Origin of the sequence: Citrobacter europaeus, assembly GCA_020099315.1 — a bacterium.
Lineage (GTDB): Bacteria > Pseudomonadota > Gammaproteobacteria > Enterobacterales > Enterobacteriaceae > Citrobacter > Citrobacter europaeus.
The window spans coordinates 4,270,298-4,287,966 of the sequence record CP083650.1 but is presented as its reverse complement, the minus strand read 5'-3'; the positions used below and the strand labels follow the sequence as shown (position 1 = coordinate 4,287,966).

General features: G+C 54.9%; 18 protein-coding genes and 1 tRNA gene. 7 read left to right on the top strand and 12 right to left on the bottom strand.

Going from position 1 to position 17,669, the window contains the following annotated elements:
• Nucleotides 1–24: 24 nt before the first annotated feature.
• From LA337_20040 to LA337_20020, 5 genes are read left to right on the top strand one after another with little or no spacing between them, the layout of a single operon-like run.
• Nucleotides 25–144, top strand: a complete 120-nt coding sequence (locus LA337_20040) for a GpE family phage tail protein (protein UBI15426.1) — start codon at nt 25–27, stop codon at nt 142–144.
• Nucleotides 137–2,566 (top strand): phage tail tape measure protein, encoded by a 2,430-nt coding sequence (locus tag LA337_20035; GenBank protein ID UBI15425.1) that lies wholly within the window; start codon nt 137–139, stop codon nt 2,564–2,566. Before LA337_20040 ends, LA337_20035 begins: the two co-directional genes overlap by 8 nt.
• 11 nt (nt 2,567–2,577) lie before the next feature.
• Nucleotides 2,578–3,042, top strand: coding sequence for a phage tail protein (locus LA337_20030; GenBank protein UBI15424.1), 465 nt, complete (start codon nt 2,578–2,580; stop codon nt 3,040–3,042).
• Between the two features lie 2 nt (nt 3,043–3,044).
• Entirely contained in the window at nt 3,045–4,238 is a 1,194-nt protein-coding gene (locus tag LA337_20025) for a phage late control D family protein (GenBank protein ID UBI15423.1), read from the top strand.
• A 39-nt stretch (nt 4,239–4,277) separates the two neighbouring features.
• Nucleotides 4,278–4,496: a DNA-binding transcriptional regulator gene (locus tag LA337_20020; protein ID UBI15422.1), complete on the top strand. Its 219-nt coding sequence runs from the start codon at nt 4,278–4,280 to the stop codon at nt 4,494–4,496.
• A 157-nt stretch (nt 4,497–4,653) separates the two neighbouring features.
• On the opposite strand, the gene LA337_20015 is transcribed toward LA337_20020, so the two are convergent.
• Nucleotides 4,654–4,729 (bottom strand) — tRNA-Ile (locus LA337_20015).
• A 125-nt stretch (nt 4,730–4,854) separates the two neighbouring features.
• Between LA337_20015 and mug the strand changes: the two genes are divergently transcribed.
• Nucleotides 4,855–5,361 carry a G/U mismatch-specific DNA glycosylase gene (gene mug / locus LA337_20010; GenBank protein UBI15421.1) on the top strand — a complete coding sequence of 169 codons (507 nt, stop codon included), beginning with the start codon at nt 4,855–4,857 and terminating at the stop codon, nt 5,359–5,361.
• Between the two features lie 45 nt (nt 5,362–5,406).
• On the opposite strand, the gene rpoD is transcribed toward mug, so the two are convergent.
• From rpoD to rpsU, 3 genes are all read right to left on the bottom strand, one after another.
• Entirely contained in the window at nt 5,407–7,251 is a 1,845-nt protein-coding gene (rpoD, locus tag LA337_20005) for an RNA polymerase sigma factor RpoD (GenBank protein UBI15420.1), read from the bottom strand.
• Nucleotides 7,252–7,610: 359 nt separating this feature from the next.
• A complete protein-coding gene (gene dnaG, locus LA337_20000; protein UBI15419.1) occupies nt 7,611–9,356 on the bottom strand; it encodes a DNA primase in 1,746 nt (581 codons plus the stop codon).
• A gap of 237 nt (nt 9,357–9,593) precedes the next feature.
• Complete coding sequence (gene rpsU / locus LA337_19995) at nt 9,594–9,809, bottom strand: 30S ribosomal protein S21 (protein UBI15418.1); 216 nt, start codon at nt 9,807–9,809, stop codon at nt 9,594–9,596.
• 236 nt (nt 9,810–10,045) lie between these two features.
• Between rpsU and tsaD the strand changes: the two genes are divergently transcribed.
• A complete protein-coding gene (tsaD, locus tag LA337_19990; GenBank protein ID UBI15417.1) occupies nt 10,046–11,059 on the top strand; it encodes a tRNA (adenosine(37)-N6)-threonylcarbamoyltransferase complex transferase subunit TsaD in 1,014 nt (337 codons plus the stop codon).
• Between the two features lie 48 nt (nt 11,060–11,107).
• Here the strand turns inward: tsaD and ureG are convergent, their stop codons facing one another.
• From ureG to LA337_19950, 8 genes are all read right to left on the bottom strand, one after another.
• Entirely contained in the window at nt 11,108–11,725 is a 618-nt protein-coding gene (gene ureG, locus LA337_19985) for an urease accessory protein UreG (protein ID UBI15416.1), read from the bottom strand.
• Between the two features lie 9 nt (nt 11,726–11,734).
• On the bottom strand, nt 11,735–12,406 hold the full coding sequence (locus LA337_19980; protein ID UBI15415.1) for an urease accessory protein UreF: 672 nt from the start codon (nt 12,404–12,406) through the stop codon (nt 11,735–11,737).
• Nucleotides 12,406–12,864 (bottom strand): urease accessory protein UreE, encoded by a 459-nt coding sequence (gene ureE, locus LA337_19975; protein ID UBI15414.1) that lies wholly within the window; start codon nt 12,862–12,864, stop codon nt 12,406–12,408. The genes LA337_19980 and ureE overlap by 1 nt, the downstream gene beginning before the upstream one ends.
• A 9-nt stretch (nt 12,865–12,873) precedes the next feature.
• Complete coding sequence (ureC, locus tag LA337_19970) at nt 12,874–14,577, bottom strand: urease subunit alpha (protein ID UBI15413.1); 1,704 nt, start codon at nt 14,575–14,577, stop codon at nt 12,874–12,876.
• Entirely contained in the window at nt 14,570–14,890 is a 321-nt protein-coding gene (locus LA337_19965) for an urease subunit beta (GenBank protein UBI15412.1), read from the bottom strand. The genes ureC and LA337_19965 overlap by 8 nt, the downstream gene beginning before the upstream one ends.
• Nucleotides 14,891–14,899: 9 nt before the next feature.
• The gene (locus tag LA337_19960) at nt 14,900–15,202 is read right to left on the bottom strand and encodes an urease subunit gamma (GenBank protein ID UBI15411.1); all 303 of its coding nucleotides are present in this window, start codon (nt 15,200–15,202) and stop codon (nt 14,900–14,902) included.
• A 10-nt stretch (nt 15,203–15,212) separates the two neighbouring features.
• Nucleotides 15,213–16,037 carry an urease accessory protein UreD gene (locus LA337_19955; GenBank protein UBI18521.1) on the bottom strand — a complete coding sequence of 275 codons (825 nt, stop codon included), beginning with the start codon at nt 16,035–16,037 and terminating at the stop codon, nt 15,213–15,215.
• A gap of 123 nt (nt 16,038–16,160) precedes the next feature.
• Nucleotides 16,161–17,624: an anion permease gene (locus LA337_19950; protein ID UBI15410.1), complete on the bottom strand. Its 1,464-nt coding sequence runs from the start codon at nt 17,622–17,624 to the stop codon at nt 16,161–16,163.
• Nucleotides 17,625–17,669: the final 45 nt, after the last annotated feature.

Below are 17,669 nucleotides of genomic sequence, written 5' to 3'. Positions count from 1 at the left end.
AAAAAACTCTCGGTCGATGACCTGATGGCTGACATAGCGGTAATTTTTCACTGGTCGCCATCAGACCTTTATCCCATGAGCCTGACCGAGCTCGTCAACTGGCGCGAAAAAGCGCTACAGCGAAGCGGAAACACGAATGAGTAATAACCTCAAACTCGAAGTGCTGCTGAAAGCTGTCGACCAGGCGACACGACCCTTTAAAGCGATCCAGACGGCGAGTAAATCGCTGTCTGGTGATCTCCGCATGACTCAGCAATCCCTGCGTGATTTGAATGGTCAGGCATCGAAAATAGACGGTTTTCGTAAAACCAGTGCGCAACTGGCGGTAACCGGCCAGTCACTGGAAAAAGCAAAACAGGAAGCTGAAGCGCTGGCGGTGCAGTTTAAAAACACGGAACGGCCAACAGCGGCACAGGCCAGAGTGCTGGAGTCAGCGAAACGCGCGGCTGATGGGTTGCAGACGAAATATAACAGCCTCACGCAGTCTGTTAAGCGGCAACAGGCGGAGCTCGGTAAAGCGGGGATTAATACCCGCAACCTGACGAATGATGAAAATCGCCTGAAAAATAATATCAGCGAAACGACCGCACAGCTTAACCGCCAGCGTGAAGCACTGGCGCGCGTCAGCGCGCAACAGGCGAAACTGAGAGCAGTACAAAAACGCTATCAGGCAGGGAAGGCTCTGGCAGGGAATGCCGCCTCGATGGGCGCTGCCGGGGTAGGTATGGCAACAACAGGTACTCTCGCCGGTGTTGCACTAATGAAACCCGGTTATGATTTTGCTCAGAAAAACTCTGAGCTTCAGGCTGTTCTCGGCGTCGAAAAAGATTCAGCTGATATGGTGGCTCTTCGCAAACAGGCGCGTCAACTCGGTGATAACACAGCCGCGTCGGCTGATGATGCTGCCGGTGCTCAGATTATTATTGCAAAAGCCGGTGGTGATACCGCTGCTATTCAGGCGGCTACGCCAGTGACGCTTGATATGGCGCTCGCAAACCGTCGAACGATGGAAGAGAACGCCGGGTTATTGATGGGGATGCGCTCTGCATTCCAGCTCTCAAACGATAAGGTCGCCCATATCGGTGATGTTCTGTCGATGACGATGAACAAAACCGCCGCCGACTTTGACGGCCTGAGTGATGCGCTGACCTATGCCGCGCCGGTGGCGAAAAATGCCGGGGTCAGTATCGAAGAAACAGCCGCAATGGTCGGCGCACTGCATGACGCCAAAATTACAGGTTCGATGGCGGGTACGGGGAGCCGCGCTGTGTTAAGTCGCCTACAGGCTCCTACGGGAAAAGCGTATGACGCTATTAAAGAGCTCGGCGTAAAAACGGCTGATGGTAAGGGGAACACGCGCCCAATATTTACCATCCTGAAAGAAATGCAGCGGAGCTTTGAGAAAAATAATCTCGGTACCGGTCAGCGCGCTGAATACATGAAAACCATATTCGGTGAAGAGGCAAGCTCAGCTGCTGCTGTATTAATGACTGCAGCCTCAAACGGTAAGCTGGACCAGCTTACCGCCACGCTTAAAGCATCTGACGGTAAAACGGCTGAGCTTGTCAAGGTCATGCAGGACAACCTCGGCGGCGACTTTAAAGAGTTCCAGTCAGCTTATGAGGCGGTCGGAACAGACCTGTTTGACCAGCAAGAGTCATCCTTGCGTAAGCTGGTACAAACGGCGACCGGGTATGTTTTAAAACTTGATGGCTGGATACAAAAAAATAAATCACTGGCGACGACGCTTGGGGTTATTTCAGCGGCGGCTATCGGTGTTGTGGGGGTTATAGGGGCAATCGGCCTTGTTGCGTGGCCGGTTATTATCGGTATTAACGCCATCATCGCTGCTGCTGGCGCACTTGGTGCTGTCTTTACGACAATCAGTGGCGGGGTTATCGCCGCTATCGGTGCGATTACATGGCCGGTCGTGGCCGTTGCGGCGGTGGTTGTCGCTGGCGCGCTGCTTATTCGCAAATACTGGGAGCCTGTCAGCGCCTTTTTCGGTGGTGTTATCGAGGGGCTGATGAGCGCCTTTGCGCCGGTCGGGGAAATGTTCGCGCCGCTGGCACCCGTCTTTGACGGCCTCAGCGAGAAACTTCGCGGTGTCTGGCAGTGGTTTAAAGACCTGATAGCGCCGGTAAAAGCGACTCAGGACACGTTAAACAGTTGCCGTAACGTCGGTGTCATGTTCGGTCAGGCGCTGGCTGATGCTTTGCTGATGCCGCTTAATGCCTTTAACAAGCTGCGAAGCGGGATTGACTGGGTGCTGGAAAAGCTCGGGATTATCAACAAAGAATCCAGCTCGCTTGACCAGACCGCGGCGAAAGCCAGTGCGGCGACGCAGAGCGGTTACAGCCCGGCTATCAGCTCTTACAACAGCTATCAGCCAGTTACGGCACCCGCCGGTAAAACCTACATCGACCAGAGTCGGCCAACCTATCAAATCAACGTGCCGGGCAACGGTATGCCGGGCGGTCGGTTAGGTAATGATTTGCAGGATGCCTTAGAAAAATATGAGCGTGAGAAACGCGCCAAAGCCCGCGCAAGCATGATGCATGACTAAGGAGACCGATTATGATGCTGGCATTAGGTATGTTTGTTTTTATGCGTCAGACGTTGCCCTATCAGAGTATGCAGCGCAGCGCGGATTATAGCTGGGCGTCAAACTCCCGCATCGGGAAACGTGATGCTTTTCAGTATCTCGGTGAAGGAGAGGACAAAATCACCCTGAGCGGTGACCTGTATCCTGAGCTGACCGGCGGCAAGTTTTCGATGCTGACGCTTTATGCGATGGCCGAGCAGGGACGAGCATGGCCGCTTATTTCTGGCTCGGGCTGGATTTACGGGATGTTTATTGTCAGCAATGTCTCGGAGACCGGCACGGTATTTTTTGAGGACGGGTCGCCACGAAAAATCAGCTTTACTCTGTCACTGACCCGTGTCGATGAGTCGCTCACGGCGGTCTATGGCGATATCGGAAAACAGGCCGAGAGTCTGGTCGGTAAAGCGGGTGATCTGCTGTCTAAGGTGGGGGCTTAATCATGCTGAATATTATCACCGGCGCGGGGGCCACACTGACGCCCGATTTTATGCTGACACTGGAAAGCAAAGATATCACCGGCAATATCAGCGACCGGCTGATTAATCTCTCGATGACGGATAACCGGGGCTTTGAAGCTGACCAGCTCGACATTGAGCTCGATGATTCTGACGGGCTTGTCGCGCTGCCGATTCGCGGCGCGGTGCTGTCACTGTATCTCGGCTGGAAAGGTTTCGCGCTCGTTGGTAAGGGGCGATTTACTGTCGATGAGGTGGAGCACCGGGGGGCGCCAGATACGGTGACCATTCGCGCCCGTAGCGCTGATTTTCGCGGAACGCTCAATTCACGCCGCGAGGAATCATGGCACGACACCACGCTCGGCGCTATTGTCAGCGCGATAGCCGCCCGGAATAAATTAACGGCCAGCGTCGCGGATTCTCTTGCCGGGATAAAAATTCCGCATATCGACCAGTCGCAGGAATCCGACGCTGTTTTCCTGACTCGCCTCGCGGAACGCAACGGCGGCGCGGTATCGGTCAAAGCGGGTAAATTGTTGATGCTCAAAGCGGGAAGTGGTACGACGGCCAGCGGAAAAGCTATCCCTCAGATTACCATTCAGCGCAGTGACGGCGACCGGCATCAGTTTGCTATTGCTGACCGTGGCGCTTACACCGGCGTAATAGCTAAATGGCTGCACACCAAAGACCCAAAACCGGCGAAACAAAAGCAAGCGGTGAAGCTGAAGCGCAAGCCCAAAGAGCAGCACCTCCGGGCGCTACAGCACCCGAAAGCAAAAGTCGTGAGCAGTAAAACCGCAGCGAAAAAGAAGAAAGAGCAGGAAGCCCGCGAGGGTGAATATATGGCCGGTGAGGCTGACAACGTTTTCGCACTGACGACCATTTACGCGACAAAGGCGCAAGCGATGCGCGCGGCTCAGGCGAAGTGGGATAAATTACAGCGCGGCGTTGCGGAGTTCTCAATCATGCTGGCAAATGGTCGGGAAGATATTTATCCCGAAATGCCGGTCAGGGTCTCGGGCTTCAAAAGCGTCATAGACGACCAGTCATGGATAATCAGTAAGGTGACCCATAATCTCGGCGGGAATGGCTTCACGACGGCTGTAGATCTCGAGGTTATGCTTTCTGGCATAGAATATGAGTCGGAAGAAAATGGTTCTCAAATGGTGAATAACTGAGTATTATTAATTCACTTTTTGTGAATGTGTGGGGGTGGCATGTTCCATTGTCCAAAATGCCAGCATGCAGCGCATGCTCGTACCAGTCGCTATCTTAGCGAGAATACTAAAGAGCGTTACCATCAATGTACGAATATTAATTGCAGTTGCACATTCGTAACGATGGAGTCTGTAGAACGTTTTATCGTTACACCGGGAACAATAATTCCGGCGCCACCTCACCCGTCGGTGAGTGGTCAGCGGCCATTGTGGCTCTGATTAGTTTTCTCTAAAGACCCGCCGCGCGCGGGTTTTTTTATGTGCTCATGAAAGTGGTGGTAAAAAATCAACCGCCATTTCATCGCCACTCGAAAACAAGATAACAAAAAAGCCACTCGCTAGAGTGGCTTAATTATATGATTATAAAGCTAAAATTTGGTGGCCCCTGCTGGACTTGAACCAGCGACCAAGCGATTATGAGTCGCCTGCTCTAACCACTGAGCTAAGGGGCCGTGGCGGTGGATTATAAAGTAACTCTGCGTTGCAATCCAGACATAAGCGTACGGATGCTGTTTTTATAAACAATGTATTTTCAGTCCGTTATACTTGTTCCCTTGATGTATTGTTCGGAGTAATTATGGTTAAGGACATACTGGCGCCGGGGCTACGGGTGGTGTTTTGCGGCATTAACCCAGGGCTGTCTTCCGCAGGTACAGGATTCCCCTTTGCACACCCCGCTAATCGCTTCTGGAAGGTCATCCATCAGGCGGGATTTACCGATCGTCAGCTAAAACCTGAAGAGGCACAGCACCTGCTGGACTTCCGCTGCGGCGTGACTAAATTTGTCGACAGACCAACGGTGCAAGCCAATGAGGTGAAGCTGCAGGAGATGCGTAGCGGCGGTCGTCTGCTCATTGAGAAAATTGAGGAGTATCAGCCTGCGGCGCTCGCTATCCTTGGCAAGCAGGCATTTGAGCAGGGTCTTAGCCAGCGTGGGGCGCAGTGGGGGAAACAGACGTTGACCATTGGCGCGACGCAAATATGGGTATTGCCGAATCCCAGCGGGTTAAGCCGGATCACGCTGGATAAACTGGTGGAGGCGTATCGGGAAGTGAATGACGCCTTGCTCAGGCGAGGACTATAAAGAAAAACGCCACCTTGCGGTGGCGTTTATGCTTATGCGGCGAGATTAATCGTCGAGGAAGCTACGCAGTACTTCAGAGCGGCTCGGGTGACGCAGTTTACGCAGCGCCTTTGCTTCGATCTGACGGATACGTTCACGGGTAACGTCGAACTGTTTACCCACTTCTTCCAGCGTGTGGTCGGTATTCATATCGATACCGAAACGCATACGCAGAACTTTCGCTTCACGGGCGGTCAGGCCAGCCAGCACGTCGTGCGTTGCAGCACGCAGACTCTCGGTGGTCGCAGAGTCCAGCGGCAGCTCGAGGGTGGTATCCTCGATGAAATCACCCAGATGCGAATCTTCATCGTCGCCGATCGGCGTTTCCATGGAGATAGGCTCTTTAGCGATCTTCAGCACTTTACGGATCTTGTCTTCCGGCATTAGCATGCGTTCAGCCAGTTCTTCCGGCGTCGGCTCGCGGCCCATCTCCTGCAGCATCTGACGGGAGATACGGTTGAGCTTGTTGATGGTCTCAATCATATGTACCGGGATACGGATGGTACGCGCCTGATCCGCGATCGAACGGGTGATCGCCTGACGGATCCACCAGGTTGCATAGGTGGAGAACTTGTAACCACGACGGTATTCAAACTTATCAACCGCTTTCATCAGACCGATGTTACCTTCCTGAATCAGATCCAGGAACTGCAGACCACGGTTGGTGTACTTTTTGGCGATAGAGATAACCAGACGTAAGTTCGCTTCAACCATCTCTTTTTTCGCACGGCGGGCTTTCGCTTCACCAATGGACATGCGACGGTTGATATCTTTAACCTGCTCGATGGTCAGGCCGGTTTCTTCTTCAATCTGCTGCAGTTTCTGCAGGCCGCGGTGAACGTCATCTGCCACGTCGTGCAGTTTTTCAGACCACGGTTTGTTCATCGCGATTGCCGCGTTGAACCAGGTTTCGCTGGTTTCATTGCCAGTGAACAGAGTGATGAAGTTTTTCTTCGGCATTTTGCACTGCTCAACGCAGAGCTTCATGATCAGACGTTCCTGAGTACGCACGCGGTCCATCATGACGCGCATGCTGTTTACCAGGTAGTCGAACTGCTTCGGCACCAGGCGGAACTGTTTGAACACTTCAGACAGCTTCTGAATTTCTTCCTGCGCGGCAGCATGACTGCGGCCTTTCGCTTTGATGGTGTCGCGAGTGATTTCGTACTGAGTACGCAGTTCACCAAATTTTTCACGCGCTAATTCAGGATCGATGCTGTTGTCGTCATCGCTGCTGTCGTCGTCTTCTTCTTCATCTTCGTCTTCATCGTCATCCAACTCTTCCTGAGAGAGTTCAGAACCGACGTGCGTCGCCGTTGGCGCCATGTCTTCTTCCGCGTTCGGATCGACAAAGCCGGTGATCAGATCGGAAAGACGCGCTTCTTCAGCTTCTACGCGATCGTATTGCTCAAGCAGGTAGGTGATGGCTTCCGGGTATTCGGCAACGGAGCATTGAACCTGGTTAATCCCGTCTTCGATGCGTTTAGCGATGTCGATTTCGCCTTCACGGGTTAACAGTTCAACGGTACCCATTTCACGCATGTACATGCGAACCGGGTCAGTTGTACGACCGATTTCGGACTCAACGCTGGACAGAACCTGGGCAGCCGCTTCTTCCGCGTCTTCATCGGTGCTGTTGGAGGTTTCAGCAAGCAGCAGATCATCGGCATCAGGTGCTTCTTCCATCACCTGAATACCCATGTCATTGATCATTTGGATGATGTCTTCGATTTGATCTGAATCGACGATATCTTCCGGCAGATGGTCATTGACCTCGGCATAGGTCAGATAGCCTTGCTCCTTACCACGTTGGACAAGAAGCTTCAGCTGTGACTGCGGGTTTTGCTCCATAAGACGGTATCCACACTTAATTCGTTTGATTGGTGTTGGGCGGTAAAACCGCCAACGGCAAAACGAGGGCATACTTATATTTTGCCGCTGCCTCTCCGTGCGGCTGTCGGGGGCTTCCCGATCGATATTCGGCAGTTAAGCCGTTAAATACTTCATCTTTCACGTTGTTTCTGCGTTAGCTGCGTTCGTTACTCGGCTCATCCTGAGCCTCGCCCCTTACGGGGCCACCGCAAGCAGCGTTCAAATCCGCTCCCGGCGGATTTGTCATCCTGGTCATGTACTTATGTACACTCCCTGGCGTTCGTTCACTTGCTGCCTTGATACAACGCGAATGATTTTGTCTTTGTTTTGTCTTTCGCTTATTTCTTGGCCAGTTCCTGGTTCAGCGTCCAGAGTTCCCGGCGTTCTTCGCTGCTTAAACCGTGTGTGCGCTCACGAGCTATCAACTCTTCCTGGCGCAGTTCAAGCATCGAATCAAACATATGGTTGAGTGAGTCGGTGAAGGTTTTTTCTGCGATATCTTTATCTGCTATATCGTCCCACATCGACAGTTTTTCAAGGGTCGCAGCATCATTTGTGCCACGATAGTGTTCTAAAAGTTGCCCGGTAGTCAGACCTGGCTGAGCCAGACAAGTGTTGACCAGTTCTCTGAATAAGCCAAGACCAGGCAGCTTATTGCTATCCAGTGCGCCTAACGGTGGAACCAGCGGGGCGAGGCCCGGATTCTGCACCAGCAACCCTATAAGTATACGCATGGTCGTACGTTTTAGCTGTGGAACAGGACGGGAAGCTCCATTTTCTGCCAGTTTTGGCATTAAACGTTCAAGCTGGCTGTCATCCAGAATGCCGAGCTTGTTTCCCAACTCCTGTCGCAGATAAATGCGCAACGTTTCGCCTGGTACCTGAGTAATCAGCGGTAATGCCAGCGTGCTGAGCTGTGCGCGTCCGTCCGGGGTACTCAAATCCACCTGTGGCAACAGGCTATTAAATAAAAACGCGGAGAGCGGCAACGCCTGCTCCATCCGGGCTTCAAAGGCCTCTTTCCCTTCTTTACGCACCAGCGTATCGGGGTCTTCGCCGTCAGGTAAAAACATAAAGCGTAGCTGGCGTCCGTCTGTCATATAGGGCAGTGCGGTTTCCAGCGCGCGCCATGCTGCATCGCGTCCGGCACGGTCGCCGTCGTAACAGCAAATTACGTTGTTCGTCGCGCGGAACAACAACTGGATGTGATCTGCGGTGGTTGACGTCCCAAGGGATGCCACGGCGTAGTTAATGCCGTATTGCGCCAGCGCCACCACATCCATATAGCCTTCTACCACTAACAGGCGCTGCGGATCGGCGTTATCCTGCTGGGCTTCATAAAGGCCATACAGCTGGCGACCTTTATGGAAAATATCGGTTTCCGGGGAGTTGAGATACTTCGGCAGGGCATCGCCCAGCACGCGTCCACCAAAACCAATGACCCGACCGCGTTTGTCGCGGATGGGGAACATCACCCGTTCGCGGAAGCGATCGTAACTGCGTCCTTGATCGTTGGTGACCAACATCCCCGCATCGACCAGCGATTTGCGATTCTCAGCATTGCCGCCAAACCGTTTCAGGACGTTGTCCCAGCCGGGGGGCGCAAAACCAATAGCAAAACGGGTGATAACGTCGCTACTTAATCCGCGCTTTTCCAGGTACTGGCGCGCGGGGGTAGCGGCGGGTTGCATCAAAGACTGTTGATAAAAAGTGTTCAGGCCGTCCATCAATTGATAAAGGCTTTGCCGTTGATGGCGCTCTATCTGACTGGGGCCACTGCCTGCTTCATAGGGCACTTCAAGGTTGTGCATTGCGGCCAATTCTTCGACGGTTTCCACAAACTCGAGCTTGTCGTAGTTCATGAGAAAGTCGACGGCGTTGCCATGCGCGCCACACCCAAAGCAGTGATAAAACTGTTTTTCACCGTTTACGGTGAAAGAGGGGGTTTTTTCGTTATGGAACGGACAGCACGCGTGATAATTTTTGCCCTGCTTTTTCAGCTTCACCCGTGCGTCGATGAGATCGACGATGTCGGTTCTTGCCAGCAGGTCATTAATAAAAACGCGAGGAATTCGTCCAGCCATAAGCCCCTGTTTTTTGATGACTCATATACACAAAATCATTCAGGATGCATCAAGGCGGCAATGGAGCGAATCCTCAGGAGCGTACATAAGTACGTGACTGGGGTGAACGACTGCAGCCAACGCAGAGGCAGCTTGAATGATGACGTGTATAAACGAAAATAAGCCGCGCATTCCTTCCGGAAGCACGGCCTTACAACTACAACTCAGTCTGAATTGAGAGCTTTAGCTCTCAATGGATTAGTACAGACGAGTACGGCGTGCGTTTTCGCGAGCCAGTTTCTTCGCGTGACGTTTCACAGCAGAAGCTTTAGCGCGCTTACGTTCGGTAGTCGGTTTTTCATAGAACTCACGACGACGAACTTCCGCCAGAACACCTGCTTTTTCGCATGAACGCTTGAAGCGACGCAGTGCTACGTCGAACGGCTCGTTTTCACGTACTTTAATTACCGGCATGTAACTCTCACCTTTAATAAATTCGGTTTGCCGCTGGCATCAACGCCAGCTTATTTCAAAATGGTGCGGAATTTTACTGCAATTGCTGCTGCTTTGTAAAGCACCGACGCGATTTTGAAAGGGACTTTTATAAGGACAAGGAGTATACACGAGCGAAACTCCTGGGGCGAACAAAGTTTTACATCAACCCGCATTGGTCCTACACTGCGCGGTAATAAAGCGAGGTAAAACAAGTCATGCGTGTACTGGGTATTGAAACGTCCTGCGATGAAACCGGCATCGCCATTTACGACGATGAAAAAGGTCTTTTAGCCAACCAATTGTATAGTCAGGTGAAATTACACGCTGACTACGGCGGCGTAGTGCCAGAACTGGCCTCGCGCGATCACGTACGTAAAACCGTACCGCTGATCCAGGCCGCGCTGAAAGAAGCGGGACTGACGGCAAAAGAGATTGATGCGGTAGCGTATACCGCAGGTCCTGGTTTGGTTGGCGCGCTGCTGGTTGGCGCAACCGTAGGACGTTCGCTGGCGTTCGCCTGGGGCGTACCGGCAATTCCTGTGCACCATATGGAAGGGCATCTGCTGGCGCCGATGCTGGAAGATAATCCTCCTGCTTTCCCGTTTGTCGCGCTGCTGGTTTCCGGCGGTCACACGCAGTTGATCAGCGTCACCGGTATCGGTCAGTATGAATTACTCGGCGAATCGATTGATGATGCCGCTGGCGAAGCGTTCGACAAAACAGCCAAGCTGCTGGGGCTGGATTATCCTGGCGGCCCAATGCTGTCAAAGCTGGCTTCGCAAGGCGTTGAAAAACGTTTTGTTTTCCCGCGTCCAATGACCGACCGTCCGGGGCTGGATTTCAGCTTCTCCGGTCTGAAAACCTTCGCTGCGAATACCATTCGTAATAACGAAAATGACGATCAGACCCGCGCAGATATCGCCCGTGCGTTTGAAGATGCGGTGGTTGATACGTTGATGATCAAGTGCAAACGCGCGCTGGATCAAACCGGTTTTAAACGTCTGGTGATGGCGGGGGGCGTGAGTGCGAACCGTACGCTGCGCGCAAAACTGGCAGAGATGATGCAAAAACGTCGTGGCGAAGTGTTTTATGCGCGTCCGGAATTTTGCACCGATAACGGGGCGATGATCGCCTACGCGGGCATGGTGCGTTTTAAAGCGGGCGCAACGGCGGATCTTGGCGTGACCGTGCGTCCACGCTGGCCGCTGGCGGAATTACCGGCAGCATAAGCTCACAATATCGTAGGCCCGGTATGCGTAGCGCCACCGGGCAATACGCTACATCCGCAGCATTCCTTTCTCTTCCAGAAACGCGATAATTTTTTCCAGGCCATCTCCGGACTTTAAATTACTAAACGTCCATGGACGCTCGCCGCGCATGCGTAAGGTATCGCGCTCCATCACCTCCAGCGAGGCGCCCACATAAGGGGCCAAATCGGTTTTATTGATCACCAGAAAATCGGATTTGGTGATCCCCGGCCCGCCTTTACGCGGGATCTTCTCGCCTTCAGCAACGTCGATCACATAGATCGTCAGATCCGCGAGTTCCGGGCTGAAGGTGGCGCTCAGATTATCGCCGCCGCTTTCCACAAAAATCAGATCCAGATTGCCGAATTTCTCACTCAGCGCTTCTACGGCAGCCAGATTCATCGATGCATCTTCACGGATGGCGGTATGCGGACAGCCGCCGGTTTCCACGCCGACGATCCTGTCCGGTTCCAGTGCGCCTGCCTCGGTGAGAATGCGCTGATCTTCTTTGGTGTAGATATCGTTGGTCACCACCGCCAGTTGATAGCTCTTGCGCATGGCTTTGCATAACGCTTCCAGCAGCGCCGTTTTGCCCGAGCCAACCGGGCCGCCAACGCCCACACGCAGGGGATGCTTGTTATTACTCATTTTTTCTCCTCAGGAGCGGAATAATCGGGAATATTGGGTTTCATGCCGGGCAGACGCGATAGCGGCCAGCGGCGTTGCGGAGCCGAGGCTGGCGTCAGGACACGCCAGCGCCTGTGCCAGACCCTGCGCATAGCGATCGCAGAGCGCAATAATCAAACGCTGGGCCGCCTGTTGTCCAAAGGGAACCAGCTTGACGCCGGCCATGACAGCGCTCTCAATCCAGCTGTAGCCGAGGCTTAACGCCAGCTGCGTCAGGGGGATTTTCCAGCGCACGCCCAGCCAGGCCATGCCGCAGAGTTGGCTGTCGATAAAGAGCGCGCGCCACTCCCGCGAGCAGTCCGCTTCCCAGTCGGTGACCAGCCGTGTAAACGCCGCGCCCCGACTGCGTTCTTCATCTCGTAATTCGCGGGTTTCGCGACAGGCCAACAGGTAAGCGCTCCAGCGGCGTGCGGCGGCGAGATCGTCCTGCTCGCAGGCGCGATACAGTCTTGCCAGCAGCGGCAGGTCGACGGTAAAAAAGTTCTGCTCCATCTGCTGGATTTGCCAGGCAGAGAAGTCATCGACGCTTTTCACCCAGCCGATTTCCACCGCCCATTCCAGGCCCTGGGACCAGGTAAACGACCCCACCGGGAGAGCGCTGCTGGCGAGCTGCATCAGACGTAGCTGTTGGGTGTTATGCATCAGTGCGCATGGCCATGATGATGCCCATGTGATTCGCTGGCATAAGCGCCTGCTTCAGGTTCAAACGGCAACTGGGCGAACGTCACCTCAAGATTGAACTGGCGCAGCATGTCGTCCAGCACATGATCGTGATGGTAGCGTAGTTGGTCGGGGAGAATTTGCAGTGGAACGTGACGATTGCCGAGGTGATAACAGGCTTTGGCGAGCAGAAAAGGATCGGCGCAGCTCACCACGGAAACCGACTCCGGCGCGGCGATCACTTCGATCACTTCGCTGCCATCTTCGGTACTTAGCAGATCGCCGCCGCGCAGCAGCAAACCACGCGGTAGCATTAGCCCGGCTTCGCGACCGTCGTTCAGCGCCACTCTGGCGCGACTTTTAACCCGAACATCAATGGGTAGCGTGACGCTTGCGGTGGCGCGGTGGGCGTGGTCAAGGCGTTGGGTCAGGTAGATCATCGTCACTCCTCAAAACAGAAAATAGCGTTGCGCCATCGGCAAAACATCTGCCGGTTCGCTGGTGATAAGTTCGCCATCAATACGCACCTCGTAGGTCTGAGCATCGACGGTGATATTGGGTTGCAGGCCGTTGTGGATCATGTCGGCCTTTTTCACCGTCCGGCAGCCTTTGACGACGGCGATAGTGCTTCGCAAACCGAGCTGCTGCGGGATGTTTTGCGCGTCAGCTGCTTGCGAAATAAAGGTCAGCCGGGTGTGATGCCGCGCTGCGCCAAGTGCGCCGAACATCATGCGGTAATGCACCGGCTGCGGGGTGGGGATCGAGGCGTTGATGTCGCCCATCGGCGCGCAGGCGATCATCCCGCCCTTGACGATCGTCGCCGGTTTTACGCCAAAAAAGGCGGGCGACCACAGCACCAGATCGGCCAGTTTGCCAGGCTCAACGGAGCCGACTTCATGGGCGATACCATGGGTTAACGCCGGGTTGATGGTGTATTTAGCAACGTAGCGTTTAACGCGCTGATTGTCGTTGTCGCCGGTTTCTTCTGCCAACGGACCACGCTGAACTTTCATGCGATGTGCCACCTGCCAGGTGCGCAGGATCACTTCACCCACGCGCCCCATCGCCTGTGAATCGGACGAAGTCAGGGAAAACGCGCCAATGTCATGCAGAACATCTTCGGCAGCGATCGTTTCCCGGCGAATGCGTGATTCGGCAAAGGCTACGTCTTCGGCAATATCCGGGTCGAGGTGGTGGCAAACCATCAGCATGTCGAGATGCTCGTCGATGGTGTTGACGGTATAGGGCAGCGTCGGGTTAGTGGAGGAGGGCAGAATATTCGGATGTGCGCAGGCGGTGATGATATCCGGCGCATGGCCGCCGCCTGCGCCTTCGGTGTGGAAGGTATGAATGGTGCGATCGCCAATCGCCGCCAGCGTATCTTCAACGAAACCGGACTCATTGAGCGTGTCGCTGTGCAGCGCTACCTGGATGTCCATTTCGTCGGCCACGGTTAGCGCGCAGTCGATAGCGGCAGGCGTGGCGCCCCAGTCTTCATGGATTTTCAGGCCAATTGCCCCCGCGCTGATTTGCTCGCGCAGGGCGTCAGGATTTGAGCCGTTGCCTTTGCCCAGCAAACCGATGTTAACCGGCAATGCGTCTGCCGCCTGCAGCATACGCGCGATGTACCACGGGCCCGGCGTGCAGGTGGTGGCATGAGTTCCTGCCGCCGGACCGGTGCCGCCGCCGATCATCGTCGTCACGCCGGAAACCAGCGCCTCCTGGGCCTGCTGTGGGCAGATCCAGTGAATATGCGTATCTACGCCGCCCGCAGTGACGATCTTGCCTTCCCCGGCGATGACTTCAGTTCCCACGCCTATCGGGATCGTGACGTTGGGCTGAATATCGGGATTACCCGCTTTGCCGATGGCGAAGATCCTGCCGGCTTTGATACCGATATCCGCTTTCACGATCCCCCAGTGATCGACGATTAGTGCGTTGGTAATCACCAGATCCACACACGCTTGCGCGCGCATTTGGCCCTGGCCCATGCCGTCGCGGATCACTTTTCCGCCGCCAAATTTGACCTCTTCGCCGTAAGTGGTGAAGTCTTTTTCCACCTCGATCCACAGGTCGGTATCCGCCAGGCGCACTTTATCGCCGGTGGTTGGGCCAAACATGTCGGCATACGCTTGCCGGGAAATTTCACTCATTATCTGCCTCCAGCGCGCCCATCACTTCGCTGCGAAAGCCCACGATCCTTTGTGCGCCGGCTACATGCACCAGTTCGACTTCGCGTTTTTGCCCCGGCTCAAAACGTACCGCTGTGCCCGCCGCAATGTTCAGACGAAAGCCACGTGCAGCCAGCCTGTCAAAATGTAGCGCCGGGTTCACCTCGTAAAAGTGATAGTGCGATCCCACCTGGATGGGTCTGTCGCCATGATTTTCCACCACGATCGTGCAGGTCTCCCGTCCCTGATTGAGCGCGATAGTGCCTTTTGCGATCTGATATTCACCTGGGATCATTGCCGCTCCTTAGACGATCGGATTGTGGACGGTGACCAGCTTCGAACCGTCCGGAAAGGTGGCTTCAACCTGAATATCCGGGATCATTTCCGGCACGCCTTCCATCACCTGATCGCGGCGCAGGACGTGACGCCCGTCCTCCATCAACGCGGCCACGGTTTGCCCGTCGCGTGCCCCTTCCATGATGAAAGCGCTAATCAGCGCCACCGATTCCGGGTAGTTCAGCTTAAGCCCGCGGGCCAGGCGACGTTCCGCCACCAGCGCGGCGGTAAACAGCAACAGCTTGTCTTTTTCTCTGGGGGTCAGTTCCATAAGGATTCTCTTAGGTTTGCCAGATTCGCGGTAGTACGGGGGCTTTGTGCGTCAGCAGCGGGCGCAGAAATTGCCAGATGTCACGCATAACGCGCTGAACAACCAGGTTGTCGTCGGCAAGAAAGCGAATTGTCAGCAGCGAGTCGTTAAGCGTTGCCCCGGCGTAATCGCCAAGTGACGTAAGCCGCTCGCGGGTGCCCTCCAGCATGAGTTCGCTGGCCGGATAACACAGTAACGTGCCGACCCAGGGAAAGTGCGCGACGCCGCTCAGATTCCCCTCTCGCAATTGCAAGCGTTCTATCAGCAGCGGCTGCCCATCCCGCCACACTTCCAGACGGTTTTGCAGCGTGCCGTGGCTGAAGACTTCCTGCATAACCGGTCGCCCAAGACACAGCAGATCCCAGGCCAGCAGGTGGCTTGCGGATGTCAGATGAAAGACGGTCTGAATTGCGGCGTTGGCACCGGGAAAGAGGATCGTATCCTGCGGCAGCCACTCCAGCGTGGCGTGTGAGGCAAGCGTGAAATGCTGGCGCAACAATGCCTGTGGTCCGCGGCTGCGATAAAATTTTCCCGCGCCTGGCTGGGTGATTAACGCGTGGCTGTTTTCGTCGAGCGTTACGGCGATATGGAGCTCATCCCCGCCGACGATCCCCGCCGGTGGATGAAGCAAATAGAGATGGCAAACGTCCTCTTCCGGGTAAAACGGGCGCTGAACCGTCAATGGACCCTGATGGCGCGCCGAGACGAGCACCGTTTTGTGACCGGTGCGGGTAAAATGCAGATCCAGTTCGGCCTGCCAGCCCCGTGTGAGTGTCTCGTGCGCAACCGTGTCCAGAGCGTTTCCCTTATCAGCATGAGGGTGTTTGCATACAAAAAAGTATGCCTCAGCGCATCGGGAAATCGATCATATGAGAAGCTTATGGATAAAGGGGCGGCAATACGCCGCCCCACCAGAGTCTTACAGTAAAACGAGGGGCATCCAGACCAGACCGGTAATCACCAGCAGCACGAGGAAAATCAGGCCAAAAATAGCACCGAGTCGCCAGTAATCCGCCGTTGGCAAATAGCCGCTGCCATAGTAGATAGGGCTGGGACCGGTGGCGTACGGGGTCAGAATGCTTCCGAGGCCAATGGCTGCGCCGACCATCAGGCAGAAGACCGGAAGCGGGATTTCCGGCATTGCCAGCGCGGCGGCAATCATCATCGGCGCCAGGGCGGAGGTATACGCCGTGGCGCTGGCAAAGAAGTAGCGCAGCAGATAGAACACCACGATCAGCGCCACCATCACCATCATTGGCGAATAGCCGCTCAGCCCGTTTGCCAGCAGCTTGCCAAACCAGGTAATAAAACCGGTGTTATTGAGCCCGGTGGCCAGCGTGATCAGCGAGGCCAGCCAGAAAAAGACGTTCCACGCGGCTTTATTGCTGATAATGTCATCCCAGCTAATGATGCGCAGTACCAGCATCAACGCCACCACGCTGTATCCGACCATCGCAGCGTCAATGTAATCGCCGCCGAAGATCCACAGCACCAGCGCGCCGACCATCAGCACCAGCATCTTTTTCTCGCGAGCGCAGAGCGGTCCCATCGCTTTTAGCTCCGCATCCGCCCAGCGCGGAACCTGATCGCCGGATTTCAGCACTGGTGGATACAACACGTACGCCAGCCAGGGCACAATCAGCACCAGTAAAATGCTCAGCGGCAGCATGCCTAAGAACCAGTCGCCCCAGCTCAGCGCCGTGTGGGAGGCTCCTTTCATCAGGCCGATCAACAGCAGGTTCGGTGCCATCGCCGTTAAGAAAATAGCGCTGGTAACGCAGTCGGCGACAATGCCCATCCACATGATATATGAGCCAATGGAGCGTGAACTGGCGCTATTGGGCTGTGAGTTATACAGCGGCGGCAGGTTGCGGATAATCGGGTAGATTATTCCGGCTCCGCGCGCGGAGTTGGAAGGCGTGACGGGGGCGAGGATAAGCTCAGAGAACATCACCGCATAGCCGAGAAACAGCGTCCGGTGCCCCATCTTTTTCACCAGCATCAGCGCGATACGCCGCCCAAGCCCGGTTTTCTCATAGCCGGTACCAAACATAAAGGCCGCGAAGATCAGCCAGATGACCGAGTTTGAAAAGCCAGATACCGCCCACGACAGCGATTTGGCGGTAAATTTAAAACCGTCCTGCGCGAGTTGCTCCGGGCTGAACAGCAGCCATGGCGAAAGGACGGCGATGATCGAAATACCAATCATCGCCACCACCGCGCCCGGTACAGGTTCCAGAATAAGCCCGACAATCACACCGGTAAAGACGGCAAAATAGAGCCAGGTGTGGCTCTCAAGACCGGTGGGAACGGGCAGAACAGCAATAATGGCGATGACCACCAGCGGAGCCAGGTATCGCCACCAACCAGCTAAAGGTGCCATTGTTGTATCCCTACGAAAGGGGAGAGGCGCAGCGCCTCTCCGGGA